The organism is Sphingomonas jaspsi DSM 18422 (assembly GCF_000585415.1).
Classification (GTDB): Bacteria; Pseudomonadota; Alphaproteobacteria; order Sphingomonadales; family Sphingomonadaceae; genus Sphingomicrobium; species Sphingomicrobium jaspsi.
In genome coordinates this window covers 2,522,024-2,548,011 of record NZ_KK073876.1, presented here as the reverse complement: position 1 = coordinate 2,548,011, position 25,988 = coordinate 2,522,024, and the positions used below count along the sequence as shown (strand labels likewise).

Here is a 25,988-nt window from a genome sequence, read left to right as displayed (position 1 = left end):
CGGAGGGAAACCTCCGTCCGTTCGCCGTAATCAAGGATCTTAAGAATGATCCCCCACACCTTTCGAGCAACCTGGGCCCAGATTATGTGGCCCGCAACGCTGACCATGATGATCGTGGCAGCGGGTCTGCTTGTCGCCTTTACTTGAGGAAATCATGTCCCCGCTGCGCCACTTTCGCATGTTCTTCACTTCTAAGGAGGAGATGGCGTCGCGTCAGGCCGATAAAGTGACAAGCGCAAAATCAGCTCAATCACTTCTGAACGTGCAAGTCGACGTTTGGGAAAATGAAGGCGGACCGTTCGCCCCGCTTCCATCGCCTCCGCCGGACGAGTTGCAGCGTTACGGCATCGTGCCGGTGCAGCTGACAGTATTCGACTGGGGTGGTTATCGCTATTCAAACTTGAAAGACGCAATTGCTGCCGCGAAGCGATCAACCGGGCCGGTCGGAAGCCGGAATTCGATGCCGATTGTCGCAGGACACAAATCGCATGCGGACAACTAAGTCGACGATCACCTTCCGCAGTCCGTTCAGCTTGAACAGTGATGTCGGCGAACTGCCTGCTGGCACCTACGACGTAGAGATCGACGAAGAAGAGATACTTGCGGTGAGCCACACCGGCTATCGCCGCACGGCAGCCTATATCTACGTAAACAGCCCCGGATCGACGCGAATGCTCGTGTTTGATCCCGCCCAGCTCGACGCAGCACTGGAGCGGGATGCACAGGCGCCGATGGGGGTTGACCCCTCGTCCGGACATTAAACTTGCGTAGCGAGTTCCATCACCATCGATTGCATGGCCCACCAACGGCAGCTTTCCACCATAGCAGACGTTCGCCGCCATCCGAGGCGGGTCGATCGGGCCCTCCGAATGACCGCAATGGGTGGAAAGCCGCCATTAGCGAGGCGGCCAGTGCACTCGCCTCCAGCTCGCTCCGCATCGCGTGTAGCCTTCCTCGCCGGGCATGTGGAAGCCCTGCGTATTATGCACCAGCGAATTGGGAGTCCTTCCAATGACGAAGTTGTCCACTACACCTTCTTCAGCCCAATACACAGCGCCGGACTGCGTATCATATGTGACGCGTTGAAACGGCCCCTTTCCCCAACCGGCTTTCTCACCAGTAATCGTTAGCCGGTCAGCGAGTACGTCACAGCGACCGTGCTTTCCCCAAGTCCCCTGCATGTTGGATGGAACTAGCGTTTCGGCTGATGCGACGGCCGCGGTCGTGAGTGCGAATGCAAAAACAAATTGGCTACGCATAAGACCATGCTTCCAGATTGACTGCCGCCGCGCAACCTTGAACCGCTAGTGGCAGGAATAGGCCGCTTGTTGCCTCCAGGCTTTTAGACCGAAGCTACGGCAAGTTTCGATGCAAAGCATACCTTAGGCGGCGAAGTTACTGAGCGCTGGCGTCTGAGGGCTTCGTGTCGGACTGATAAAAGCCCCAGCAGGTCCATTTGGGCGGCGAGTACATTTTTACCTCGCCGCATTGGACGTTAGTCAACGAACCCACAGGCAGCCTCATCAAGGCCGCCATCGCTGCTTCCCGGCTGTCCACGATCGCGGACGTTACCTGGCGCAGACCGCCCGATCCCGGCGCTTCATTACCCTGCTGGGCGAGCTTGCCTTTGTAGTCGCTCACTTCATGCTGATGCCTCGCCATTTGCGCTGCATGGCTATCAAGCGCTTGTTGTGCGGCAGCCTGCTGTTCTGCCTTCTTGCGATTCATTTCCGCTGTGAGGCGATTGAATTCATCGACTTTACGCCGCTGCTCGGCGAGATCGGCTTCATACTGCGCTCGAGCCGCTCGGTTGCGTTCTTCAACGGCGCGGTGTTTTTCCGCTGCGATCTCGGCCGCGGTAGGGCTAATGGGAGTAACCGCTTTTTCAACTTTTCCAGCAGTTTTCGGTTTTTCCGAAGGTGCCCTTTCACCTGATTTTGTCTTCGCCTTCCTCACCCATCCGGTGAAAACATTCTCTGGACCGCGGGTCATTGTGCCAATTCGATCTTCGGCCTCCGCAACTGAACCTACGACTTCACAGCTAGCAGGCTCTGTCAGAACAAATGCACCAACCGGTAAGGATCGCTGAGTAGAGCAGGGCCATGGCTCGTCCCCGCGTACCCGCTTCACCGTTTCGCTATTTCAAGACCTCGCCGGAGGTGATCCGCTTGGCGGTGATGATGTATGTGAAATACCCACTGTCCTTAAGGAACGTCGAAGACCTGCTGCACGAACGTGGTATCGACATTGCCCATGAGACGGTGCGCTATTGGTGGAACCGCTTCGGCCCGATGTTCGCTGCGGATATCCGCCGCCAGCGGGCCAGCCAAATGCGCGGCTTTCGGCAGTGGCGCTGGCACCTCGACGAGATGGTCGTGAAGATCAATGGCGAGACCCACTACCTGTGGCGCGCGGTCGATCATGAGGGCGAGATCCTCGAAAGCTTTGTCACTGAGACCCGCGACAAGGCAGCCGCGCTGACGGTCATGAAGAAGACGATGAAGCGCTATGGCCGACCCGAAGTCGTCACCACCGACGGCCTCCGTTCCTACCGAGCGGCCATGACCGAGCTCGGCAATACTAGCAAACAGGAGATCGGCCGCTGGGCCAACAACCGGGTGGAGAACAGCCACCTCTCATTCCGACGACGGGAACGATCGATGCTGAGGTTTCGAAGGATGAAGACATTACAGAAGTTCGCCTCCGTCCATGCCAACGTGCACAACCACTTCAATACCGAACGCCACCTCATCGACCGACAGACCTACAAGCAACTCCGCTCGACGGCCTTGGCCGAGTGGCAGTCGCTCATGGGCTGAACCCGCTCCTCAAAGACCGAGCCCTGTCCAAACAGAGAATAGTGCGAGTTAGTCTGACAGCACCGCCACCAACTATACCGACAACGCCTCAAGCGAGGCCGCAGCCTGCGCCGATCTCGGCCAGTCGCGCCTGCAGGCGCGGCGTCACGAAATCGAGGAATGCGCGCAGCTTCAGCGGTTGCTGCTGGCGGGCGCCATAGAGCAGGTGAACCGGCATCGCTGCCGGCCAATATTCGTCGAGGATCGGACGGGTTGCGCCGCTGACGATCGTCTGAGCCGCCTGGTAGGACATGATCCGCGCAACACCGAGGCCAGCCGCGGCCGCTCCAACCACAGCGTCGGCCGTGTTGACCGAAAAACGCGACTTGATCGACACAGTCTTGGTCTGGCCACCATCGGCATAGGGCCAGTCGCGGTATCGCTGCAGGCCTTCGAACGCGATGCAGCTGTGGTCCGCGAGCTCGGCCGGGTGCGCCGGCGTACCCCGGCGGTCGAGATAGTCGGGATTGGCGCAAAACATCCAGCGCACCTCACCCAGGCGCCGCGCGACCAGCGCGGAGTCGGGCAGGTGTCCGATCCGCAGCGCCAGGTCGATATGCGCCTCGACGATGTCGATGACCCCATCCAGCAGGATCAGCCGGACGCTGACGTCGGGATAGGCGGCAAGGAAGTCATGGACGATCGGCGCGACGTGGAGCTTTCCGAACATGATCGGCGCCGTCACCGCCAGTTCTCCGCGCGGGGCGCGATACTCTCCCGACACCGTCCGTTCGGCTTCGTCCAGTTCGTCGAGGATGCGGCGCGCGGCGGCGATATAGGCTGCGCCCTCTTCGGTCAGCTGAAGGCGGCGGCTGGTGCGGACGAGCAGCTGCGCGCCAAGCCGGGCCTCAAGGTCCGACACGCGCCGACTGACCGTCGCCAGCGGAACATGAAGCGCGCGCGACGCGGCCGACAGGCTGCCCCCGTCGACTGCGGCCAACAACGTTCGCATCGCTTCGAACCGGTCCACTAGTCTTTCCATTTTATGGAAGGGTGGATTGCAGAACTACCGTCTAATCACGGGATTTGGAAGGGCCTAGATCGACGGCACGGCAACACCGTCCGTCAATGAAGGAACCCAACGCATGTCCCGTATCCCGACCCCGACCGTCGACCAGGCCCCCGCCGCTGCCCAGCCCCTGCTGGCCGGCGTGCAGAAGCGGCTTGGCACCGTCCCCAACATGTTTCGCCTCATCGCCAACAGCCCTGCGACGCTCGAAGCCTATCTCGGCTTTTCCGGTGCGCTCGGCAGAGGCAAGCTCGCCCCGGCCACCCGCGAACGCATCGCGCTGGCCGTCGCCGAGGTGAACGGCTGCAATTATTGCCTGTCGGCCCACACCTACATCGGCCTCAACCTCGCCAAGCTGGATGCCGCCGAAATCACCGCCAACCGTTCGGGCGCTTCGAACGACCCGGTTGCCGATGCCGCGGTGCGCTTCGCCGCCAAGGTCGCGACGCAGCGCGGGCAGATCGACGATGGCGACATCGCCGCTCTGCGCGACGCCGGCTACTCGGATGGCGAAGTGCTCGAAATCGTCGGCCATGTCGCGCTCAACGTCTTCACCAACTACGTCAACGAGGCGTTGAAGACCGAGATCGACTTCCCCCGTGTCGACGCTCGCCAGGCCGCCTGAGCTTCCCCGATCGGCGGCGATCACCGCCGCCGGTTACCCCCACGATCGCAAGGAACTTCCCATGATCCGCACGTTCATTCTGCCGCTGCTGGCCAGCGCTGCCGTCATCGCTTCGCCTGCCGCCGCGGCGCCAACGTCGCCGGCCGCCAATGCCCATTATTCGATCCCCGCGACGCCGATCCATTATCGCACCGTCAAAGTCGATGGGCTCGACATCTTCTACCGTGAAGCGGGCGACCCGAAGAAGCCGACGATCCTCCTGCTCCACGGCTTCCCGTCGTCGAGCCACATGTTCCGCGACCTCATTCCGCTGCTGGCCGACAAATATCATGTCGTCGCGCCGGACTATCCGGGTTTCGGCCATTCGAGCCAGCCGACACCGGCCGACTATGCCTACACCTTCGACAATCTCTATCAGACGGTCGACAAGTTCACCCGCACCGTCGGCGTCGACAAGTTCGCGGTCTACATCCAGGATTATGGCGCGCCGATCGGCCTGCGCTTCGTCTCGCGCCAACCTGAGCGGGTCACCGCGATGATCGTCCAGAACGGCAACGCCTATGAATCGGGCCTGTCGCCGCTGTGGGCGCCGATCAAGGCGCTGTGGGCCAAGGACAATGCCGAAACCCGCGAAGGCGCGGCAGCTTTTCTCACCCGCCAGATCACGACCTTCCAGTATAGCGAAGGCGTGCCTGCCGACCTCGTCAATCCGGACGCGATCGAGAATGACCAGGCGATCCTCGACCGACCCGGCAATCGCGAGATTCAGCTCGACCTGTTCGCCAATTACCAGACCAACGTCGACCTTTATCCGACCTTCCACGAGGCGTTCCGCAAGCACCAGGTTCCAACGCTGGTAGTGTGGGGCAAGAATGACCCGATCTTCACCCTCGCCGGCGCAGAGGCGTTCAAGCAGGACCTGCCCAAGGCGGAAATCCACCTGATCGACGCGGGTCACTTCGCGCTCGAGACCAAGGCGGGCGAAATCGCGGGTCACATCCGCGACTTCATGGGCCGCAAGGTCAAATAGCCCCCCAGCCCGGACGCCGCTGGCCCTCCCGGCGTCCGGGCACCCCGCCATCATCTGTGATACAGAGCGAGTAGAAGGAGCCCACCATGCCCCAGCCCAGCAGCGACATCGCCTTCACCCCGACCGTCAAGGCGCTGCAGCAGGAGCGCGGATCGCGCGAGGCCTATGCCCGGATGGAAGCCGGCGGCGGGTTCCGCACGGAGATCGACGAGCGGCTGATCGCCATGCTCGCCGCGACCAACACCGCCTATCTCGGCACCGTCAATGCCGACGGCCAGCCCTATATCCAGCACCGTGGCGGCCCGCGCGGCTTCATCCGCGTGATCGACGAGCGGACGCTGGGCTTCGCGGACTACAGTGGCAATCGCCAATATGTGTCCGACGGCAACCTGCGCGACAATGACAAGGCCTTCCTGTTCCTGATGGACTATGCGCGCAAGGCGCGGATCAAGGTCTGGGGGCGGGCCCGCTTCAGCCATGATGCCGACCTGATCGCGCGGCTGATGCCCGACGATTACAAGGCGCGCCCCGAAGCGGCGATCCTGTTCGAAATCGCCGCCTGGGACATCAATTGCCCGCAGCATATTCCGGTCAAGTTCGACGCCGACCTCGTGTCCTCAGCGCTTGCCGAGCGTGACGAGGAGATCGAGCGACTGAAGAGCGAACTGGCCGAGCTGCGCGCCAAATATGGAGAAACGAAGTGAGCCGCCCGCCGCTGCCGCCCTTCACCGAGGAGACGGCAAAGCAGAAGGTCCGCGCCGCCGAAGACGGCTGGAACAGCCGCGATCCGGCGCGGGTCGCGCTGGCCTACACCGAGGATTGCGCTTGGCGGAACCGGGTCGACTTCCCGACGGGCCGCGCGGAAATCGAAGCCTTCCTTGCCGGCAAGTGGCGGCGCGAGTTGGACTATCGGCTGATCAAGGAATTGTGGACCTATGCCGGTAACCGCATCGCTGTCCGCTTCGCCTACGAATATCGCGACGACAGCGGACAATGGCATCGCGCCTATGGCAACGAGAATTGGCAGTTCGCCGAGGACGGCCTGATGGAGCGGCGCATCGCCAGCATCAACGAAATGCCGATACGTGAGGAGGAGCGGCTGTTTCACTGGCCACTCGGGCGACGTCCCGACGACCACCCGGGCCTGAGCGACCTTGGCCTTTAGCCCGCGAGGCGGGTGAGGTTGCGGGTCAGGATATCGAGGCCTTCGTCGAGCAGCGCATCGCCGATGGTCAGCGGGCACAGGAAGCGGATGACGTTGCCGCGGATGCCGCAGCTCAACAGGATCAGCCCGTCATCGGCACAATCGAGCACGAGCTGGCGGGTGAGGTCGGGATCGGGCGCGTCGGCGTTGCCGCCCTTGACCAGTTCCAGTGCGATCATCGCGCCCGGGCCACGAACATCGCCGATACAGTCGAGCGAGTTCTGCCGCTTCAAGCCCTCCAGCCGTTCCTTGATCTCCGTCCCGATCGCGTCGGCGCGGGCGCAAAGTCCTTCTTCCTCGATCACGTCGAGCACTGCGAGGCCCGCCGCGCAGGCCATCGGCGGCCCGCCATAGGTGCCGCCGAGCCCGCCCGGATTGGCGGCGTCCATGATGTCGGCGCGGCCCGTCACCCCGGCGATGGCGAAGCCGCCCGCCATCGACTTGGCGATGGTGATGAGGTCGGGGCGGACGCCGCTATGCTCGATGCCGAACATACGGCCGGTGCGAGCAAAGCCCGACTGGATCTCGTCGGCGATCAGCAGCATGCCATGCATGTCGCAGAGCGACCGGAGCGATTGCAGGAAACGGGCAGGCGCCTGGTAGAAGCCGCCTTCACCCTGCACCGGTTCAAGGATGATCGCGGCGACATCGGCGGGGTCGACGTCGGCCTTGAACAGCGAATCCAGCGCGTCAAGGCTCATCGCCTCGCTGACGCCATGGTAGGCGATGGGGAAGGGGACGTGCCACACATCGCCGGGGAAGGGGCCGAAGCCGGCCTTATAGGGCTGCACCTTTCCGGTCAGCGCCATGCCCATCATCGTACGGCCATGGAAGCCGCCCTTGAAGGCGATGATCGCCTTTCGCTTGGTATGGGCACGAGCAATCTTCACCGCATTCTCGACCGCCTCGGCGCCGGTGGTGACGAAGATGGTCTTCGACGGCTGGCCGGTCGGCGAGATGGCGTTCAGCCGTTCGGCCAGTTCGACATAAGGCTTGTAGGGATTCACCTGGAACGAGGTGTGGCTGAAGGCGTCCATCTGCCGCTTCACCGCGTCGATCACCCTGGGGTGGTTGTGGCCGGTGTTGAGCACCGCGATGCCGCTGGCGAAGTCGATGTAGCGCTTGCCCTCGACGTCCCACATTTCGGCGTTCCGGGCGCGCTCGATGAAGCGCGGGTGCATGGTCGACACGCCGCGCGGCACCGCCGCCTCGCGCCGCGCCTGCCAGTCTGCGTTGGTCGCCATGGCTTCTGTCCTTAGTCGATGGTGGCGAGCAGGTCGCCGAGCTTGCCGAAAATCTCGTCGATGTGGCTCTTTTCGAGGATCAGCGGCGGCGACAGCGCGATGATGTCGCCGGTGACGCGGATCAGCAGCCCGGCGTCGAACGCCTTGTGGAACAGCTCCATCGCCCGCCTGGTCGGCGCGCCGGGGCGGGGCTCCAACTCGATCCCGCCGATGAGGCCGATGTTGCGGCAGTCGATGACGTGCGGCTTGCCGCGCAGTGCGTGGACCGCGTCTGCCCAATAGTCCTCAAGCTCGATCGCCCGCTGGAACAGCCCTTCCTCCCGGTAGAGGTCGATCGAGGCAACGGCGGCGGCGGCGGCCAGCGGATGGCCAGAATAGGTGTAGCCATGGAACAGTTCGATGCCCGCCGGGGCGTTGTCCACAATGGTGTCGTAGATGTGACGCTTGGCCGCGACCGCGCCCATCGGCACCGCGGCGTTGGTCAGGCCCTTGGCCATGGTGATCATGTCGGGGGTGACGCCGAAGCGTTCCGACGCAGTCGCCGTGCCAACGCGGCCGAAGCCGGTGATGACCTCGTCGAAGATCAGCAAGATGTCATGCTTGTCGCACAGTTCGCGCAGGCGCTTGAGGTAGCCGACCGGCGGGATCAGCACCCCGGTCGATCCCGCCACCGGCTCGACGATGACCGCGGCGATGGTGTCGGCGCCATGCAGCGCGACGATCCGCTCCAGGTCGTCGGCAAGCTCTGCGCCATGTTGGGGAAGGCCCCGGCTGAAGGCGTTGCGGGAAAGGTCGTGGGTGTGACGCAAATGGTCGACGCCCGCCAGCAATGTGCCGAACTGGCGGCGATTGTTGACGATCCCGCCAACGGAGATGCCGCCGAAGCCCACGCCATGGTAGCCACGCTCGCGCCCGATCAGGCGGGTGCGGCTGCCTTGTCCCCGCGCTCGCTGGTAGGCGAGCGCGATCTTCAAGGCGGTATCGACCGATTCCGACCCGCTGTTGGTGAAGAAGATGCGGTTGAGCCCGTCGGGCATAATCCCGGCGATGGCCGACGCCGCTTCGAAGGCGCGGGGGTGGGCGAGCTGGAAGGTCGGGCCATAGTCGAGCTCGCCAGCGGCCTGCCGCACCGCCTCGACGATCTGGTCGCGGCCATGCCCGGCATTGCAGCACCACAGGCCGCCGGTCGCGTCGAGCACCTGATGCCCGTCGGCGGCGACATAATGCATCTCCTTGGCCGCCACGAACTGGCGCGGGTGCGCCTTGAACCCGCGGTTGTCGGTAAAGGGCATCCAGAAGTTGGAAAGGTCGTTGGACGGGGCCATGTCGCTCCTTGGCGTTTGCTGGGCGCGAACCTAATCAACCATGCGGGCCATCGCTATTCGAAAGCGGGCCAACGCCGCTATCGGAAAAGCCGATAGCCATATGCGTGATTTATTCTCCTAGCGGTTTCGGGATTAGCCGTCATGATGCTGTCACAGGCGCACCGCGACAGCGTGGAGGGCTTCACGCCGTCGGTGCCGGAGACAATGGGGGTGACGACATGAAGTTCGGATTGCTGGCGACTGCCGCCTTACTGCCTCTTTCGATGATCGCCACGGCTGCCGAGGCGCAGGACGCCGCACCGGCCAGCCAGCCACAGGCGGTCGAAACCGCGGCGGCCGACGAAGAATCGACCGGTCCGTGGGAAATCGACGCCGAGGTCGGCGTCCACACCGATTACCGTTTCCGCGGCATCTCGCTGTCGGGCAAGGACCCGGAAGTGACCGGTGAACTGTCGGTGTCGCACAAATCCGGCTTCTATGGCGTCGCCTGGGTGTCGAACGTCGATCTGGATGACGGCAAGGCGGACGAGGCCGAACTCGACCTGTCGGCCGGCTGGTCGGGCGATGCGGGTCCGATCAACTTCGACGTCGGCGGGGTCTATTATCTTTACCCGGGCAACGGCGACTTCAACTATTTCGAATTATACGCCTCGGCGGGCTATTCGATCGGCGAGGGCGAGGTTCGCGTCGGTGCGGCCTTCGCGCCCAGCCAGGACAATATCGGCAACACATCCAACCGATACTATTATGTGTCGGGCGAAATGCCGATCAAGGATTCGCCGGTGACGTTGCACGCCAGCTTCGGCCTCGAAGACGGCGCCTTCGCCGACAAGAAGCGCGACTGGCTGGTCGGCGCGGACGTCGACCTCGGCAAGGGCTTCACCGCGACGCTCGACTATGTCGACACCGCGCGCGCGTTCACGCCGCTCGGCAAGGCGACGTTCGTCGGCCGGCTGACCTTCGGCTTCTAATGACACCGGCGCTGCGGATGGCGGAAACGCCGTCCGCAGCGTAAGGATCTTCCCATGAGTATCGACCTAGCAGCCTGGATCAACGAACGCGGCATCGCCGAGGTCGAATGCATCATCCCGGACATGAACGGGATCCAGCGCGGCAAGGTGCTGCCGGCCAACAAGTTCATCAAGAGCTTCGCAGACCGCACGCTGAGGATTCCCAGCAGCGTGTTCATCGTCACCGTCATGGGCGAATATCCCGACGGCGTGGACGACATCGTTCCGGATTTCGATCCGGACTATATGCTGGTCCCCGATCCTTCGACGATCCGCGAAGCGCCGGGTTACACGACGCCGACCGCCTATGTCATCGCCGACGCCATCAAGGCCGATGGCACGCCGGTCCGCATCGCGCCGCGCGAGGTATTGAAGTCCGTTTTGGCGCTTTACGCCAAGAAGGGGTGGAAGCCGGTCATCGCGCCGGAGCTGGAATTCTACCTCGTTTCGAAGAATCTCGACCCCGATTTCCCGCTGGTGCCGCCGACCGGACGTTCGGGCCGCGCCGAAACGGCGAGCCAGCCGTTCGGCCTCGAAGCGCTCGGCGAGTTCGAGGACATCATCGAGCATATCTATGATTTCTGCGAGCGCGCGAACCTCAACATCGACACGATGATCCATGAATCGGGCGCGGCGCAGCTGGAGGTGAATTTCCTCCACGGCGATCCGCTGGCGCTGGCCGATGAAGTGCTGCTGTTCAAGCGGATCGTGCGCCAGGTTGCGCTCGACCATGGCGTCTATGCCACCTTCCTGGCCAAGCCGATGTCGGACCAGCCGGGCAGCGCGATGCATATCCACCAGTCGATCGTCGACGCCGACAATGGCCGCAACGTCTTTTCCACCCCCAATGGCCGCGACAGTGCGCTGTTCCGCAGCCATATCGCCGGGCTGGTCCGCCTGTTGCCGCAAGTGACCCCGCTGTTCGCACCTAACGTCAACAGCTACCGCCGGATGCGGCCCGACACGTCGGCGCCGGTCAACGTCCAATGGGGTTCCGACAACCGCAGCTGCGGTATCCGTATCCCGGTATCGGACCCCGCCAACCGCCGCGTCGAAAACCGGCTCGCCGGGGCAGACGCCAACCCCTATCTGGCGATAGCGACGTCGCTGATCTGCGGCTATGTCGGCATGATCGAGCGGATGCAGCCGCCCAAGAGCATCGCCGGCAACGCCTACAACCGCGCGCGCACCCTGCCGCGAACCCTGGAAGGGGCGCTCGACCGCTTCCGCAACTGCAAGCCGGTGAAGCAGCAGCTGGGCGAGGATTTCTTCGACGTTTTCTACGCGATCAAGGAAGCCGAGCTTTACGCCTACCAGTCGGTCATCAGCTCGTGGGAGCGCGAACATCTTCTGCTGAAGGTGTAGCCATGGCCGCCCACGCGCCGTCGCTTTATGCGGCGACCGCCAATCCTTTTCCGCCGCAACCGGCCCTTACGGGCGATCGATCGACCGACGTGGTGGTGATCGGCGGCGGGTTCACCGGACTGTCGGCGGCGCTTCACGCGGCGGAAGCCGGCTTCAAGGTGATCCTGCTCGAAGCGCATCGCATCGGCTGGGGCGCGTCGGGGCGCAACGGCGGACAGATGATCCCGGGGCTTCGCTGGGGTGCGCCCGATCTGGTCGACAAATTAGGCGAGGATCGCGCCCGGCAATTGCTTCGCCTTGCCAATTCGGCGGTTGACCGCGTGCGCGGCCGGATTGCGCTGCACGGCATCGAATGCGACCATCGCGTCGGCCATTTCCAGGCTGCGGCGAAGCCCGCGCACCTCGACGAGATGCGGCGTGAATTGGCGATCCTCGAACGCCTGGTCGACTTTGAAGGCGCCGAGATCGTCGAGCGGGCCGATGTCGGCGCGCACGTCGCCAGCGATCGCTACCATGGCGGTCTGTATGACCGGAATGGCGGCCATCTCCATCCGCTCAACTATGCGCTGGGGCTGGCCAAGGCCTCATTGGCAGCCGGGGTCGAAATCCACGAGTGCACGCCAGTCCTTAGGGTAGACCATGGGACGCCGGTTAGGGCCGAGACTGAGCGCGGCACGGTGACCGCGAAATATGCGGTGCTCGCCTGCGACGCCTTCATGGAATCGATCTCGCCCGAGCTGGCGCGGATGACGATGCCGGTCGCCAATTACAATGTCGCGACCGAACCGTTGGGCGAGGCTCGGATAAAGACGCTGTTTCCAACGGGCGCGGCGGTGTCGGACAGCAAGTTCGTGCTCAACTATTACCGGCCGAGTGGCGACCACCGCCTGATCTTCGGCGGCGGCGAGAAATATTCGCCGCGCCCGCCGCACGACGTTGCGGGGTTCGTCCGGCCGTATCTGGAAGGCGTGTTCCCGCAACTGGAAGGGGTCAAGATCGACTATGCCTGGGGCGGTCTCGTCGGCGTGACGATGAACCGGCTGCCGCACTTCGGCCGCATCGGGAACAGCTTCTTCGCACATGGCTGGTCAGGACATGGCGTGCTGCTGACGACCTTGGCGGGCGAACTGATCGCCGGTGCGATGCGCGGGACGGCGGAGCGTTTCGACCTGTTCGCGTCGCTGCCGAACAAGCCCTTTCCAGGAGGGCCGTTGCTGCGCCATCCGCTCTACGTCGCGGGCATGCTATGGTTCGCGCTGAAGGACCGCCTATGATTTCGCCCGCATCGATCGACGCCATGCTGACGGCCGAGCGCGCGCTGTTCGCCCAGCGCAATCCGAACAGCGCCGCGCTGGCCGCCAAGGCCGCGAACCATTGGCATCGCGGCGTCCCGTTCCACTGGATGCTCGATTGGGGCACGCCGTTCCCGCTGTTCGCGGAGCGGGCGGAAGGCGCGGAGCTGTGGGATGTCGACGGGCACCGCTTTGACGATTTTTGCCTGGGCGATACCGGGTCGATGTTCGGCCATTCGCCCGCGCCGGTCGCCGACGCGATCGCTCGCCAAGCCTCGCGCGGCCTCACTTATATGCTGCCGACCGACGACGCGGTGGTGGTCGCTGACGAATTGGCGAAGCGCTTTAAGCTGCCTTTCTGGCAAGTGACGTCGAGCGCGAGTGAGGCCAACCGCGCGGTGATCCGCTGGTGCCGCGGGATCACGGGGCGCGACCAGATCCTGATCTTCAACGGCTGCTACCATGGCGCGGTCGATGATGTGTTCGTCGACCTGCGCGACGGCGTGCCCATGCTCCGCCGCAGCCTGGTCGGGCAGGTCTATGACGTGCGCGAGCATACGCGGGTGATCGAATTCAACGACCTCGCCGCGCTCGAAGCCGCGCTCGCGCCGGGCGACGTCGCCTGCCTGCTGATGGAACCGGCGATGACCAATGTCGGCATGGTGCTGCCCGACGATGGCTATCTCGAAGCGGCGCGCGAGCTTTGCACCCGCCACGGCACGCTGCTGGTGTTCGACGAGACCCACACCATCTCCACCGGATACGGCGGTCACACCGGCACCTACGGCCCGATCCCCGACCTGTTCGTGCTCGGCAAGCCGGTCGCGGGCGGGGTACCGTGCGCGGTCTATGGTTTTTCCGCCGACGTTGCCGAGCGGATGGAGCATGTCCGCGCCCAAGGGGAAACGGGCCATTCGGGCATCGGCACGACGCTGTCGGCCAATGCGCTGGCACTCGCTGCGATGCGCGCCTGCCTGACGCAAGTGATGACGCCTGCCGCTTATGCGCACATGCTGCCGCTGGCCGAAACGCTGGCGCAGAAGGTGAAGGCGGTGATCGCCGCTAACGGCCTCGACTGGCACGTCACCCACATTGGATCGCGCGGCGAATTCATCTGTTCGGATAAGGCCGCGCGCAACGGCACCGAGGCGCGCGCCGCGATGCAGGGGCCGCTCGAACATGCGCTGCACCTGTTCCTTATCAACCGCGGCGTGCTGATCGCGCCGTTCCACAACATGACCCTCGTCAGCCCCGCGACCCGCCCTGAGCAGGTCGACCGGCTGGCCGAGGTGCTTGACGAATGCCTCCAGACGCTGATCGGATAGGATATGACCAAGCCGCCCCATGCATCGAACAAGATCGCCGACAGATCGGAGTCCGAAGCCTTCTTCGCCGACAATCCGGACATCGATGCGATCGACATCATCTTCACCAACATGTCGGGCGTCCCGCGCGGCAAGCGGCTGCGCCAGCATGAGGTGCTGGGCGTCTATGAAAACGGCCGCTTCCTGCCGGGATCGGTGCTGGTGGTCGACATCATGGGGCAGGATTGCGAGGAGACGGGCCTTGTCTGGGAAGACGGCGACGCCGACCGGCTGTGCCGCCCCATTCCGGGCACTTTGGTCCGCACGCCGTGGCTGGGCGACAATGCCGCGCAGTTCACGACCAGCTATTACGAACTCGACGGTACGCCCAACGACCTCGACCCGCGCCATGTGCTGGGTCGGGTTATCGACAAGCTGGCGGAGGAAGGCCTGACGCCTGTCGTCGCGGTCGAGCTGGAATTCTATCTGTTCGAAATGGAGAACGGTCGCCCCGTCATCGCGCGCGGCCTCACCACCGGCGAGAAGCCCAATGGCAACGACGTCTATTCCTTGCGCGAACTGGAGGACTTCAAGCCCTTCTTCGACGACCTCTACGCCGCCTGCGACGCGCAAAACATCCCGCTCGAATCGGGCATCAGCGAATATGCGCCGGGCCAGTTCGAACTGACGCTGCGCCACAAGGCCGACGCCATGCGCGCGGCCGACGATGGCGTCATGTATAAGCGGATCGTGAAGGGCGTCGCGGCCAAGCATGGCATGGTCGCCAGCTTCATGGCCAAGCCCTTCGCCGAGCAGGCGGGCAGCGGGATGCACCTCCACGTATCGATGGCCGACAAGGACGGTAATAATGCGTTCGCCAGCGACGATCCCGAAGGCTCACCGCTGCTCCGCAATGCCATCGGCGGGATGAAGGCGCTGCTCGCCGACAGCATGGCGATCTTCGCGCCCAACGCGAACAGCTTCCGCCGTTTCAAGGCCAACAGCTATGCACCCGTCGCGCCGACCTGGGGGGTCAACAATCGCACAGTCAGCTTGCGGGTGCCGGCGGGTCCGCCGCCGTCACGCCATGTCGAGCATCGCGTGTGCGGCGCCGACGCCAATCCCTACCTAGCCGTCGCGGCGGTATTGGCGGCGATGCACCATGGCATGGTGAACAAGATCGATCCCGGCCCCGCCATCGTCGGCAACGGCTATGAACAGGCACCCAAGGACACGCGCCTGCCCAACCATTGGGCCGCGGCGATCGAGGCGTTCAAGAATAGCGCCACGCTGCGCGACTATCTCGGCGACCGTTTCGTCACCCACTATTGCACGGTGAAAGAGGTCGAGATGGCGCGCTTCATGGCCGAGGTGACCGAGCTCGACTACGCCTGGTATTTGAACAACGCCTAGCGGCGGTTCTGGTGCACCGTTTCCATGAACAGGTTGACCGCCTCGCTGTGGCGGGTGAGGCGGCGCCAGGCGATGCCGATGTCGACCGTCGGCAGCGTTTCACGCGTGCGCTTGGCGATCACGCGGTCGCCTTCCAGGCTCCACGGCCGGTAGACGAGGTCGGGTAGCAGCGCGATGCCCGCGCCGGTGCCGACGAGGCTGCGCACGCCTTCCATCGAACTGGTGCGATAGGCGACGCGAGGCGGATGGTCGAACTTGGACCAGATGCCGTCGACGAGGCCGTCGAGCTCGTCGAGCGCTAGCGCCACAATCGGTTCGTTCTCAAGGTCCGCTAGCGCCAGTCCATCGACGTCGGCCAGCGCATGCGACGGCGCCATCCAGGCGCGGCATTCAGACCGGATCAGCACCTCATGATCGATCGCCGCGCGCTGTTCGAGATTGGACACCATCAACAGGCCGAGGTCGAGTTCGCCGTTGACCAGCAGATGTTCGATATAGGCGCGGCGGTCCTCGACCAGCTGGATCTCGATCTTGGGAAACAGCCGGTGGAAACGGGCGATCTGGTCTGACAGGAAATAGCCGGTGACGACCGGCGTCACACCAATGCGAATCTTGCCTTCGGTATGGTCCTTGTCGCGCCCGACACCGCCGGCCATGTCGGCGATCGCGCCGATGATGGAGCGCGCGTGCCGCAGGAACTGATGGCCTTCGCGCGTCAGGGTCACGCCTTTGGGATGGCGGTGGAACAACGTGACGCCGGTTTCCAGTTCCAGCGTGCGGATCGCGTCGGTCACCGCCGATTGCGATATGCCCACCGCACTGGATCCGCCCGACACCGACCGCGCCTCGGCGACGGCGATGAAGTAGCGAATCTGGCGGAAAGTGATGTTCATCGGTTTTTTCGATACCCCTCGGGTTGAATAATAGACTGGCGCGTCGCGCGATAGGGGCTTTTGTTACGCCGATAAGACTTGCGACCCGCTACGCAGCGCCTAGCCTGCGTTTCCGCCATCAGGAGTCGCAAGTACAAAGGGGAGAGCAGGCATATGACCGACCGTCCGGAAATCATGGGTCGTCGACTGGGTCGCCGTTCGCTGTTGCAAGGTCTTGGCGTTGCCGCAATCGGCATCAGCTTCGGAGGCCTTGCGGCCTGCTCGAAGGAAGCAAGCAAAGGCGGTGGCGCCGGGACCGGTGAAGAGCCCAAGCTCAACTTCTACAACTGGGACACCTACATCGGCGAAACGACGCTCGAGGATTTCAAGGACGCGAGCGGCATCGATGTGAACATGAGCCTGTTCGCGACCAACGACGAATTGTTCGCCAAGCTGCGCGCCGGCAACCCGGGCTTCGACGTCATCGTGCCGTCGAACGACTTCGTCGAACGCATGATCCAGTCGCAGCTGATCGAACCGCTCGACCACAGCCTCATCCCCAACATGAAGAATCTCGACCCGACCTTCGTCGACGTCGCTTACGATCCGGGCCGCAAATATTCGATGCCCTACACCTGGCTGACGCTGGGGATCGGTTATCGCAAGTCGAAGGTGGCGACGCCGCCGGACAGCTGGAGCGTCCTTTACGACAGCGACCAGTATAAAGGCCGCATCGCGCTGCTGTCGGAAGCGGGCGACGTCATCCGCCTCGGCGCCAAATATAAGGGCTATTCGGTCAATGCGATCACGCCGGAGATCATCAAGGAAGTCGAGGCGATGCTGATCAAGCAGAAGCCCAACATCAAAACCTTCCACGAAGACAATGGCCAGGATCTGCTGGCGTCGGGCGACGTCGACCTGGTGATGGAATATAATGGCGACATCGCCCAGCTGATGACCGAGGACAAGGACGTCGGGTTCGTCCTGCCCAAGGAAGGCAGCCAGCTGAACAGCGATACGCTGTGCATTCCCAAGGGCGCGCCGCACCCGAAGAACGCTCATGCCTTCATCAACTATCTGCTCGATGCCAAGGCCGGCGCGGAAATCAGCAAGACCATCCTCTATCCGACGCCGAACGCGGCGGCCAAGGCGCTGATGCCCGACGATTACAAGAACAACCCGGTGATCTTCCCGCCGGCGGACCAGCTCGCGAAGTGCGAATATGCCTCGTACAACGAAAAGCTGCAGCCGCTGTACGAAGAAGCCTTCACCCGCATCCGCGCCGCCTGAACCTGACCCGGGTTTGAACCCCCGACCGGAGGGATGATGCAGGACTGGAAACAGAACCGATCCATGTTCGCGACCATCGCGAGCGTACCGATCGGATGGCTGCTACTGTTCTTCATCATCCCGATGGGGATCGTCTGGCTGTACAGCTTCGGCACTAATGCCGGGCTCACCGAGATCAAGATCTCGGGCACCTTCGCCAACTATGCGCGGGCGATCGAGCCGCTTTACCTCACCATCTTCGCCAAGTCGGTCGGGGTCGCCGCGCTGACCACGTTGATCTGCCTGTTCGTCGGATTTCCCGTCGCGCTGGCGATCGTGTTCGCGACCGACAAGTGGAAACCTTGGCTGCTGCTGGGCATCATGCTGCCCTTCTGGACCAACCTGCTGGTGCGCACTTACGCGTTGATGGCGGTTCTGAGGACCGAGGGCTATGCCAACCAGTCGATCGGCTGGCTGCACGACAAGTTCGGGTCGCTGATGACGCTGGTCGGCATGGGGCCGCCGCAGGCCTATGAGCCGATGCACCTGCTCTACAATAATTTCGCGGTCGTGCTGGGCCTCGTCTACGTCCACCTGCCCTTCATGGTCCTGCCGCTCTATGCAGCGCTCGACCGGCTCGACAAATCGCTCATCGAAGCGAGCCTCGATCTGGGCGCCGGACATACGCGCACCCTGCTCAACATCGTCGCCCCGCTGGCGCTGCCGGGCATCATTTCCGGCCTCATCATCACCTTCGTGCCCGCCCTCGGCGCATACCTCACGCCCGACCTGCTCGGCGGGCCTGACAGCCAGATGATCGCCAACGTCATCGAGCGCCAGTTCAAGCGTGCCAACGACTGGCCGTTCGGCGCGGCGCTGTCCTTCCTGCTCATGTATGCGACCTTCATCATCATCGCGCTGCAGGCGCTGAAGACCAAGCGTACGGAAGGACGGGTATGATGTTCGGTCGATCCAACCGCACGCCGATCGCGCCGCTGGAATATACCCGCCGAACCTGGCTCCGCCTGTGGGTCGGGCTGACCTTGTTCTTCCTCTACGCGCCGCTGCTGACGCTGATGGCGTTCAGCTTCAACGACAGCCGCCGCAACATCGTCTGGATGGGCTTCACCACCAAATATTATAAGAAGGCGCTCGATAACGGCAGTCTGATGGAAGCACTCGGCAATTCGCTGACCATCGCCGCGATCAGCACGGTCGTCAGCCTGGTCATCGGCGCGCTCGCGGCGGTGATGCTGTGGCGCTTCCGCTTCCCCGGAAAAGCGCCGGTCGAAGGGGCGATGGCACTGCCCATCGTGGTCCCGGAAATCTGCATGGGCGTCGCGATGCTGATCTTCTTCGCCAAGGTCGGCTATCCGACCGAACTGCCCTGGCCGCTGAGCCTGGGTGCGATCATCATTTCGCACATCACCTTCTGCTTCCCGTTCGTGACGATGGTTGTGCGGGCGCGGCTTGCCAGCTTCAACCGCGAGCAGGAGGAGGCGGCAAAGGATCTCGGTGCCGGCGAATGGCAGGCGTTCCGCGACGTCCTGTTGCCGCACATGAAGCCGGGCCTGATCGCCGGGGCGCTGCTCGCCTTCACGCTCAGTCTCGACGATTTCGTCATCACCTTCTTCACGTCCGGGCCGAACACCATCACCTTCCCGGTGAAGGTCTATTCGATGGTCCGCTTCTCGGTAACGCCGGAGGTCAATGCGGTCTCGACCCTGCTGATCCTCCTCACCGTCATTCTCACCACGATCGCGCTGCGCATGGAAAAGCAGATGGGCGCGATGACGCAGGGCCATTGATCCATGTCCGAACCGATCATTTCGATCCGCAACGTCACCAAACGCTTCGGCAACATGACCGCCGTCGACAATGTCAGCCTGGATATCGTGCCGGGCGAGTTCTTCGTCCTGCTCGGCCCGTCGGGCTGCGGCAAGACGACGCTCTTGCGCATGATCGCCGGTTTCGAAGTGCCGACCGAAGGGCAGATCCTGATCGACGGGCAGGATATGGCCAACGTCCCGCCGAACAAACGGCCGATCAACATGGTGTTCCAGTCCTACGCCGTGTTCCCGCACATGACCGTCGCGCAGAACGTCGGCTACGGTTTGAAGATCGCCGGGGTGGGCAGCGACGACATCCGCAGCCGCGTGGCCGAAGCGCTCGAGCTGGTGAAGCTCGACGGTCTGGGCGAACGCAAGCCCGACCAGCTCTCGGGCGGCCAGCGCCAGCGTGTCGCGCTCGCCCGCAGCCTCGTCATGCGGCCAAAGGTGCTGCTGCTCGACGAGCCCTTGTCGGCGCTCGACGCCAAGCTGCGCGCGCAAATGCAGTTCGAACTCGCCGACCTGCAGGAAAAGGTCGGCATCACCTTCGTGACGGTGACTCACGACCAGGATGAAGCCTTGTCGCTGGCGACCCGGGTCGCGGTGATGAACAAGGGCGAAGTGGCTCAGCTGGCACCGCCGGCCGACCTCTACGAATTTCCCGCCAACCGGTTCGTCGCCGACTTCGTGGGCTCGGTGAACATGTTCGAAGGAACGCTGACCATCGACGAGCCTGACCGGGCAGCGGTCGATTGCCCGGGCCTGGGCAAGGTCTACCTCAACCATGGCGTCACCGGCGCGCATGGCAGCCAGGTGTGGGTCGCGCTGCGGCCGGAGAAAATCTACCTGCACGTCCCGGGGCAGGGGAAGGCGGTCCGCGCGGCGGCCGAAGATGCGCCCGACGAGCATAATTTCGCCCGCGGGGTCATCAAGGGGATGAGCTATCTTGGCGATTGCACGCTGTACGATATCCAGCTCGACGGCGGCGCCCGGCTGCGGGTTTCGCGCTCGAACCTCTCCCGCCGCGACCAGGATCATTTCACGTGGGACGACCGGGTGTCGATGCACTGGCGCGCCGACAGCCCGATCGTGCTCTTGAGTTGAGGCGAGCGCTATCGGCTTTTCCGATAGGCTGACCGTTTGATTTCATATTTTCGCGCCGGCGCCGGCAGGCATAGCGTGACCGTGACACTCATATAGCGAGACCAAGACATGCTCGATATCCGGGGCCAGTTCATTGCGGGTCATTCGGTCGGTGGGGACGAAGCGCCCGAGCCGGTGTTCAACCCTGCGACGGGCGAGGAAATCGCCAGCCTCGCCAGCGCCAGCCGGGCGCAGGTCGACGCATCGGTCGCGGCGGCGGAAAAGGCGTTCGCGATCTGGTCGAAGATGCCGCCCAAGGAACGATCGCTCAGGATGCTGAAGATCGCCGACCGGATCGAAGAGATGGCGGACGAATTCGCCCAGCTGGAAATGCTCAATTGCGGCAAGCCGATCGGCACCGCCAAGGCGGTCGATGTCGGCAACACCGTTGACGTGTTCCGCTTCTTCGCCGGCGCGGCCCGGACCGTGCCGGGCGTTCCGGCGGGCGAATATCGGCAGGGCTTCACCTCGATGTTGCGCCGCGACCCCTTGGGCGTGTGCGTCGGCATCGCGCCGTGGAACTATCCGCTGATGATGGCCAGCTGGAAGATCGCGCCGGTCATCGCGGCGGGCAATACGGTGGTGTTGAAGCCGTCCGAGCATACCCCGCTGACCGCGCTCAAGCTGGCCGAGGTGTGCGCCGAGTTCCTGCCCGAAGGCGTGGTCAACGTCGTCACCGGCAACGGCGCCAACGTCGGCGCGCGGCTGGTCCAGCATCCACGCGTGCGGATGGTCTCGCTGACCGGCGACGTCGCGACGGGCCGCAAGATTCTGGAGGCGGTGGCGCCGACCATCAAGCGGACCCATTTCGAACTGGGCGGTAAGGCGCCGGTGATCGTGCTCGCCGACGCCGACATCGCGGCGGCGGTCGAAGCGATTGCCGAGGGCGGCTTCTACAATGCCGGGCAGGACTGCACCGCCGCGTGCCGGATCTACGCCCATGCCGATATCCACGACCGGCTGGTCGCCGACCTGCAGGCCGCGATCGAAAAGATCGAGATGGGCGATCCCTCGGTCCCTGGCACCGCGCTGGGCCCGCTGATCACCGCCCGACAGCGCGACCGCGTCGATGGCTTCGTCGCCCGCGCCGCTGCCGATACGCCGGCCGAAATCGTCACCGGCGGCTCGGCGCCCGACCGCGCCGGTTTCTATTACTCGCCGACCCTCATCGCCGGGGCGCGGCACCAGGACGAGATCGTCCAGAAGGAAGTGTTCGGCCCGGTCGTGTCGGTGACCAAATTCGCCGACGATGCGCAGGCGCTCAACTGGGCCAACGACTGCGACTATGGCCTCGCCTCGTCGGTGTGGACCCGCGACGTCGGCAAGGCGGCGGAATTTTCGGCCAAGCTCGAATATGGCGTGACGTGGATCAATACCCATTCGGTCAACGTCACCGAGATGCCCCACGGCGGGGTCAAGTCGTCGGGTTATGGCAGCGACCTGTCCATCTACTGCCTCGAACATTATATGACGACGCGCCACGTGATGATTAAGCACTGAGATCATGACCCGACCCGTCCTGGGGATCATTGCCTGCAACCGCATCGTCGGGGTCGAACCGGCCCAGGCGGTGATGGAGCGCTATATTCGCGCGGCAATGACCCACGCCGATGTCGCCGCGCTGATCATCCCGTCGCTGCCCGACCTGATGACTGCCGCCGAGGTCGCGCCGCGGCTCGACGGCATCTTGCTGACCGGCAGCCCGTCGAACGTCGAGGGCAAGCGTTACGCCGACGAGGGCGGGGACGGCCCGTTCGACCCCAGCCGCGACGAGATTGCGCTGTCGATGGTCGGCCAGATGGTGGACCTCAAGCGTCCCGTCTTCGGCATCTGCCGCGGTTTCCAGGAAATCAATGTCGCGCTTGGCGGCAGCCTGCGTCGCGACACATCGGCCAGCGACGAGCTGATCCGCCATCACGCGCCCGACGGGGCGAAATTCGACGAGATGTTCGATCATCTCCACCCCGTGCACTTCTCCGAGGGCGGAATGCTCGCCCGCGCGTTGGGGAAGGACGAAGCGACGGTCAATTCGGTGCATTACCAGGGCATCGGCAAGCTCGCCGATCCGCTGACCATCGAAGCGCGTGCACCCGACGGACTGGTCGAAGCCTATTCCGCCCGCATCAACGACGCGCCCGTGGTCGCCGTGCAATGGCATCCCGAATGGGACACCGACCGCAACCCAGATAGCCAGGCCTTCTTCAAACTGCTCGGCCGGGCGCTGCGCGGGGAGCTGGAGCGATGAGGATTACGCGCACCAACCGCTTCCTGGCGCGGATCGGCTTTTCGCCCTGATCGGGCCGGAACCTCAACCGCGTCCCGACCTTTACTGACATTGGAACATCTCATGGCCCGCAATTACGACATCGCCGAACTCAAGCGCCTCGACGTCGCGCACCATCTTCCCGCGCAGCAGGATTATAAGCTGATCGAGGATATGGGCGGCAGCCGCATCGTCACCCATGCCGACGGCTGCTACATCCACGACGGCGACGGCAACCGCATCCTCGACGGCATGGCGGGCCTGTGGTGCGTCAACGTCGGCTATGGCCGCAAGGAACTGGCCGACGTCGCCTATGAGCAGATGCTCGAGCTGCCCTTCTACAACACCTTCTTCAAGACCGCGACGCCGCCGACGGTCATGCTGGCAGACCGCATTGCCGGCATCACAGGCGGCAAGCTGCAGCACATATTCTTCAACGGGTCGGGCAGCGAAGCCAACGACACCGTTTTCCGGATGGTGCGCCATTATTGGAAGGTGAAGGGCGAGCCCAAGCGCACTGTCTTCATCAGCCGCTGGAACGCCTATCATGGCTCCACCGTCGCGGGTGTCAGCCTCGGCGGCATGAAGTTCATGCACGTCCAGGGCGACCTCCCCATCCCCGGCATCGAGCATGTCCGCCAGCCCTATCACTTCGGTGAGGGCTTCGGCACCGATCCTTATGAATTCGGCCAGCAATGCGCCGCCGCGATCGAGGAAAAAATCCTCGAAGTCGGCCCGGAAAATGTCGCCGCCTTCATCGGCGAGCCGGTGCAGGGCGCGGGCGGCGTAATCATCCCGCCCGACGGTTACTGGCAGGCGGTCGAGGCAATCTGCCGCAAGTACGGCATCCTGCTCGTCGCTGACGAAGTCATCTGCGGCTATGGCCGGACGGGCGAATGGTTCGGCCACCAGCGCCTGGGCTTCACCCCCGACCTGGTGCCGATGGCCAAGGGCCTCTCGTCGGGCTACCTCCCGATCAGCGCAACCGCCGTGTCGAGCGACATCGTCGAAGTGCTGAAGACCGGCGGCGACTTCATACACGGCTTTACCTATTCGGGGCACCCGGTGTCGGCAGCGGTCGCGCATCGCAACATCGACATCATCGAACGCGAAGGGCTGGTCGGCCGCGTGCGCGACGATGTCGGGCCCTATCTCGCGGAAGCGCTGGCGCGCCTCAACGACCATCCGCTGGTCGGCGAAACGCGGTCGATTGGCCTGCTCGGGGCGGTCGAAATCGTGTCCAAGCAGGGCACCAACGAACGCTTCGGCGGCAGCGAGGGCAATGCCGGTCCTATCGTCCGCGACCACTGCATCGACAACGGCCTGATGGTCCGCGCCATCCGCGATACCATCGTGATGTCGCCGCCGCTGATCATCACCCGTGCCCAGATCGACGATCTGGTCGACATCATCTGCCGTTCGCTCGACGAAGCGATGCCGGCCCTGCGCGCCATCGCCTGAAGGAACACCCCATGACCGCGTCCAAGCTGCTCCGCCAACAATGCTATATCGACGGCCAGTGGGTCGACGCGGATAACGGGGAGACACTCGACGTCACTAACCCCGCGACCGGCGAGAAACTGGGCACCGTCCCGAAGTGCGGTGCAGCGGAAACGCGGCGGGCGATCGAGGCGGCAGAGCGGGCTTGGCCCGAATGGCGCGCCAAGACCGCAAAGGAGCGCGCGACGATCCTGCGCAAATGGTTCGACCTGATGATGGCGAATCAGGAGGAGCTGGCGCGCATCCTGACCATGGAGCAGGGCAAGAGCCTGACCGAAAGCCGTGGCGAAATCGCCTATGGCGCCAGCTTCATCGAATGGTTCGCCGAAGAAGGAAAACGAATCTACGGCGACGTCATTCCCGGCCACATGAACGACAAGCGCATCGTCGTGCTGAAGCAGCCGATCGGCGTCGCCTGCGCCATCACGCCATGGAATTTCCCGAACGCGATGATCACCCGCAAGGCCGGGCCTGCGCTGGCGGCGGGCTGCCCGATGGTGCTGAAGCCCGCGACCCAGACGCCCTTTTCGGCGCTGGCGCTGGCGGTGCTGGCCGAGGAAGCGGGCATTCCCAAGGGCATCTTCAACGTGCTGACCGGCGGGTCGGGCGACATCGGCGGGGAGATGACATCCAGCCCCATCGTCCGCAAGTTAAGCTTCACCGGATCGACCGAAGTCGGACGGCTGCTGATGAAGCAGAGCGCCGAAACCATCAAGAAGCTGAGCCTGGAACTCGGCGGCAATGCGCCTTTCATCGTGTTTGACGACGCCGACGTCGACGCAGCCGTGGCGGGCGCCATTGCGTCCAAATATCGCAATTCAGGCCAGACCTGCGTTTGTACCAACCGGCTGTACGTGCAGGCCGGCGTATATGACGAATTCGTCGACAAATTGGCCAAGGCGGCCGATGCACTGAAGGTCGGCAACGGGCTGGAAGAGGGCGTGCAGCAGGGCCCGCTGATCGACAAACATGCGATCGAAAAGGTCGAGGAGCATATCGCCGACGCGCTGTCGAAGGGCGCCACCCTCATCACCGGCGGACACCGCCACGAGCTGGGCGGCACCTTCTTCGAGCCGACCGTCATCGCCGACGTGACGCAGGACATGGCGGTGGCGCGTGAGGAGACCTTCGGCCCGCTCGCCCCGGTAGTGAAGTTCGACACCGAAGAGCAGGCGATCGCCATGGCCAACGACACCGAATTCGGCCTCGCTTCCTACTTCTATTCGACCAACCTCAGCCGCGTGTGGCGTGTGGCGGAGGCGATCGAAAGCGGCATGGTCTGCGTCAATTCGGGCATCCTCTCGACCGAGGTTGCGCCGTTCGGCGGGGTCAAGCAGTCGGGGCTTGGCCGCGAAGGCTCTAAATATGGCATCGAGGATTATCTCGAAATCAAATATATCTGCCTGACGATCTGACGCGAAACCCAACGCGGC

At 63.8% G+C, this 25,988-nt stretch carries 25 protein-coding genes; 20 read left to right on the top strand and 5 right to left on the bottom strand.

All coding sequences use genetic code 11. The features are described 5' to 3' along the window. The first annotated feature begins 178 nt into the window (after positions 1–178). Both G570_RS12945 and G570_RS12940 read left to right on the top strand, forming a co-directional pair. Positions 179–502 (top strand): hypothetical protein, encoded by a 324-nt coding sequence (locus tag G570_RS12945; protein WP_156930454.1) that lies wholly within the window; start codon positions 179–181, stop codon positions 500–502. Beyond that, positions 489–761: a hypothetical protein gene (locus G570_RS12940; RefSeq protein WP_037503146.1), complete on the top strand. Its 273-nt coding sequence runs from the start codon at positions 489–491 to the stop codon at positions 759–761. Before G570_RS12945 ends, G570_RS12940 begins: the two co-directional genes overlap by 14 nt. 634 nt (positions 762–1,395) lie before the next feature. Here the strand turns inward: G570_RS12940 and G570_RS13810 are convergent. Further along, positions 1,396–1,992, bottom strand: a complete 597-nt coding sequence (locus G570_RS13810; protein ID WP_156930453.1) for a hypothetical protein — start codon at positions 1,990–1,992, stop codon at positions 1,396–1,398. Between the two features lie 110 nt (positions 1,993–2,102). Between G570_RS13810 and G570_RS12925 the strand changes: the two genes are divergently transcribed. Then, complete coding sequence (locus G570_RS12925) at positions 2,103–2,819, top strand: IS6 family transposase (RefSeq protein WP_037503136.1); 717 nt, start codon at positions 2,103–2,105, stop codon at positions 2,817–2,819. An 88-nt stretch (positions 2,820–2,907) separates the two neighbouring features. Here G570_RS12925 and G570_RS12920 read toward each other — a convergent pair whose 3' ends face one another. Further along, entirely contained in the window at positions 2,908–3,828 is a 921-nt protein-coding gene (locus tag G570_RS12920; protein WP_037503131.1) for a LysR family transcriptional regulator, read from the bottom strand. Between the two features lie 115 nt (positions 3,829–3,943). On the opposite strand from G570_RS12920, the gene G570_RS12915 reads away from it, so the two are divergent. The 4 genes from G570_RS12915 to G570_RS12900 all read left to right on the top strand — a co-directional run bounded on the left by G570_RS12915 (position 3,944) and on the right by G570_RS12900 (position 6,687). Continuing rightward, positions 3,944–4,492 (top strand): carboxymuconolactone decarboxylase family protein, encoded by a 549-nt coding sequence (locus tag G570_RS12915; RefSeq protein WP_037503128.1) that lies wholly within the window; start codon positions 3,944–3,946, stop codon positions 4,490–4,492. Positions 4,493–4,553: 61 nt separating this feature from the next. Next, positions 4,554–5,522: an alpha/beta fold hydrolase gene (locus G570_RS12910; protein WP_037504217.1), complete on the top strand. Its 969-nt coding sequence runs from the start codon at positions 4,554–4,556 to the stop codon at positions 5,520–5,522. A gap of 86 nt (positions 5,523–5,608) precedes the next feature. After that, positions 5,609–6,226, top strand: a complete 618-nt coding sequence (locus G570_RS12905) for a pyridoxamine 5'-phosphate oxidase family protein (protein WP_037503125.1) — start codon at positions 5,609–5,611, stop codon at positions 6,224–6,226. Beyond that, entirely contained in the window at positions 6,223–6,687 is a 465-nt protein-coding gene (locus tag G570_RS12900; RefSeq protein WP_037503122.1) for a nuclear transport factor 2 family protein, read from the top strand. The genes G570_RS12905 and G570_RS12900 overlap by 4 nt, the downstream gene beginning before the upstream one ends. Here the strand turns inward: G570_RS12900 and gabT are convergent. Together gabT and aptA are read right to left on the bottom strand one after the other, a co-directional pair. Then, positions 6,684–7,970, bottom strand: a complete 1,287-nt coding sequence (gene gabT, locus G570_RS12895) for a 4-aminobutyrate--2-oxoglutarate transaminase (RefSeq protein WP_037503119.1) — start codon at positions 7,968–7,970, stop codon at positions 6,684–6,686. The genes G570_RS12900 and gabT overlap by 4 nt on opposite strands. An 11-nt stretch (positions 7,971–7,981) precedes the next feature. Further along, positions 7,982–9,295, bottom strand: coding sequence for an omega-aminotransferase AptA (aptA, locus tag G570_RS12890; protein WP_037503116.1), 1,314 nt, complete (start codon positions 9,293–9,295; stop codon positions 7,982–7,984). Between the two features lie 218 nt (positions 9,296–9,513). Between aptA and G570_RS12885 the strand changes: the two genes are divergently transcribed. The 5 genes from G570_RS12885 to G570_RS12865 are packed head-to-tail and all read left to right on the top strand — an operon-like array spanning position 9,514 to position 15,679. Beyond that, a complete protein-coding gene (locus G570_RS12885; protein WP_051504456.1) occupies positions 9,514–10,266 on the top strand; it encodes a TorF family putative porin in 753 nt (250 codons plus the stop codon). A gap of 54 nt (positions 10,267–10,320) precedes the next feature. Beyond that, a complete protein-coding gene (locus G570_RS12880; RefSeq protein ID WP_037503113.1) occupies positions 10,321–11,670 on the top strand; it encodes a glutamine synthetase family protein in 1,350 nt (449 codons plus the stop codon). A 2-nt stretch (positions 11,671–11,672) separates the two neighbouring features. Then, positions 11,673–12,944, top strand: a complete 1,272-nt coding sequence (locus G570_RS12875; protein ID WP_037503110.1) for an NAD(P)/FAD-dependent oxidoreductase — start codon at positions 11,673–11,675, stop codon at positions 12,942–12,944. Then, positions 12,941–14,287, top strand: a complete 1,347-nt coding sequence (locus G570_RS12870) for an aspartate aminotransferase family protein (RefSeq protein ID WP_037503108.1) — start codon at positions 12,941–12,943, stop codon at positions 14,285–14,287. The genes G570_RS12875 and G570_RS12870 overlap by 4 nt, the downstream gene beginning before the upstream one ends. A 3-nt stretch (positions 14,288–14,290) precedes the next feature. Beyond that, positions 14,291–15,679: a glutamine synthetase family protein gene (locus G570_RS12865; protein ID WP_037503105.1), complete on the top strand. Its 1,389-nt coding sequence runs from the start codon at positions 14,291–14,293 to the stop codon at positions 15,677–15,679. Here G570_RS12865 and G570_RS12860 read toward each other — a convergent pair. Next, positions 15,676–16,572, bottom strand: a complete 897-nt coding sequence (locus tag G570_RS12860) for a LysR family transcriptional regulator (RefSeq protein WP_037503102.1) — start codon at positions 16,570–16,572, stop codon at positions 15,676–15,678. The two genes, G570_RS12865 and G570_RS12860, sit on opposite strands and share 4 nt — an antisense overlap. A 153-nt stretch (positions 16,573–16,725) precedes the next feature. Here G570_RS12860 and G570_RS12855 point away from each other — a divergent pair, with 153 nt between their 5' ends. The 8 genes from G570_RS12855 to gabD all read left to right on the top strand — a co-directional run bounded on the left by G570_RS12855 (position 16,726) and on the right by gabD (position 25,970). After that, complete coding sequence (locus G570_RS12855) at positions 16,726–17,841, top strand: ABC transporter substrate-binding protein (protein ID WP_037503100.1); 1,116 nt, start codon at positions 16,726–16,728, stop codon at positions 17,839–17,841. 63 nt (positions 17,842–17,904) lie between these two features. After that, positions 17,905–18,780: an ABC transporter permease gene (locus tag G570_RS12850; protein ID WP_245600308.1), complete on the top strand. Its 876-nt coding sequence runs from the start codon at positions 17,905–17,907 to the stop codon at positions 18,778–18,780. Then, positions 18,780–19,628 (top strand): ABC transporter permease, encoded by an 849-nt coding sequence (locus G570_RS12845; RefSeq protein WP_037504215.1) that lies wholly within the window; start codon positions 18,780–18,782, stop codon positions 19,626–19,628. Before G570_RS12850 ends, G570_RS12845 begins: the two co-directional genes overlap by 1 nt. 3 nt (positions 19,629–19,631) lie before the next feature. Continuing rightward, positions 19,632–20,753: an ABC transporter ATP-binding protein gene (locus tag G570_RS12840; RefSeq protein ID WP_037503094.1), complete on the top strand. Its 1,122-nt coding sequence runs from the start codon at positions 19,632–19,634 to the stop codon at positions 20,751–20,753. Between the two features lie 108 nt (positions 20,754–20,861). Then, positions 20,862–22,292, top strand: coding sequence for a gamma-aminobutyraldehyde dehydrogenase (locus G570_RS12835; protein WP_051504455.1), 1,431 nt, complete (start codon positions 20,862–20,864; stop codon positions 22,290–22,292). A gap of 4 nt (positions 22,293–22,296) precedes the next feature. After that, positions 22,297–23,037: a gamma-glutamyl-gamma-aminobutyrate hydrolase family protein gene (locus G570_RS12830; RefSeq protein ID WP_037503093.1), complete on the top strand. Its 741-nt coding sequence runs from the start codon at positions 22,297–22,299 to the stop codon at positions 23,035–23,037. Positions 23,038–23,139: 102 nt separating this feature from the next. Beyond that, positions 23,140–24,516, top strand: coding sequence for an aspartate aminotransferase family protein (locus G570_RS12825; protein ID WP_037503091.1), 1,377 nt, complete (start codon positions 23,140–23,142; stop codon positions 24,514–24,516). An 11-nt stretch (positions 24,517–24,527) separates the two neighbouring features. Beyond that, the gene (gene gabD / locus G570_RS12820; protein ID WP_037503088.1) at positions 24,528–25,970 is read left to right on the top strand and encodes an NADP-dependent succinate-semialdehyde dehydrogenase; all 1,443 of its coding nucleotides are present in this window, start codon (positions 24,528–24,530) and stop codon (positions 25,968–25,970) included. Positions 25,971–25,988 lie beyond the last annotated feature (18 nt).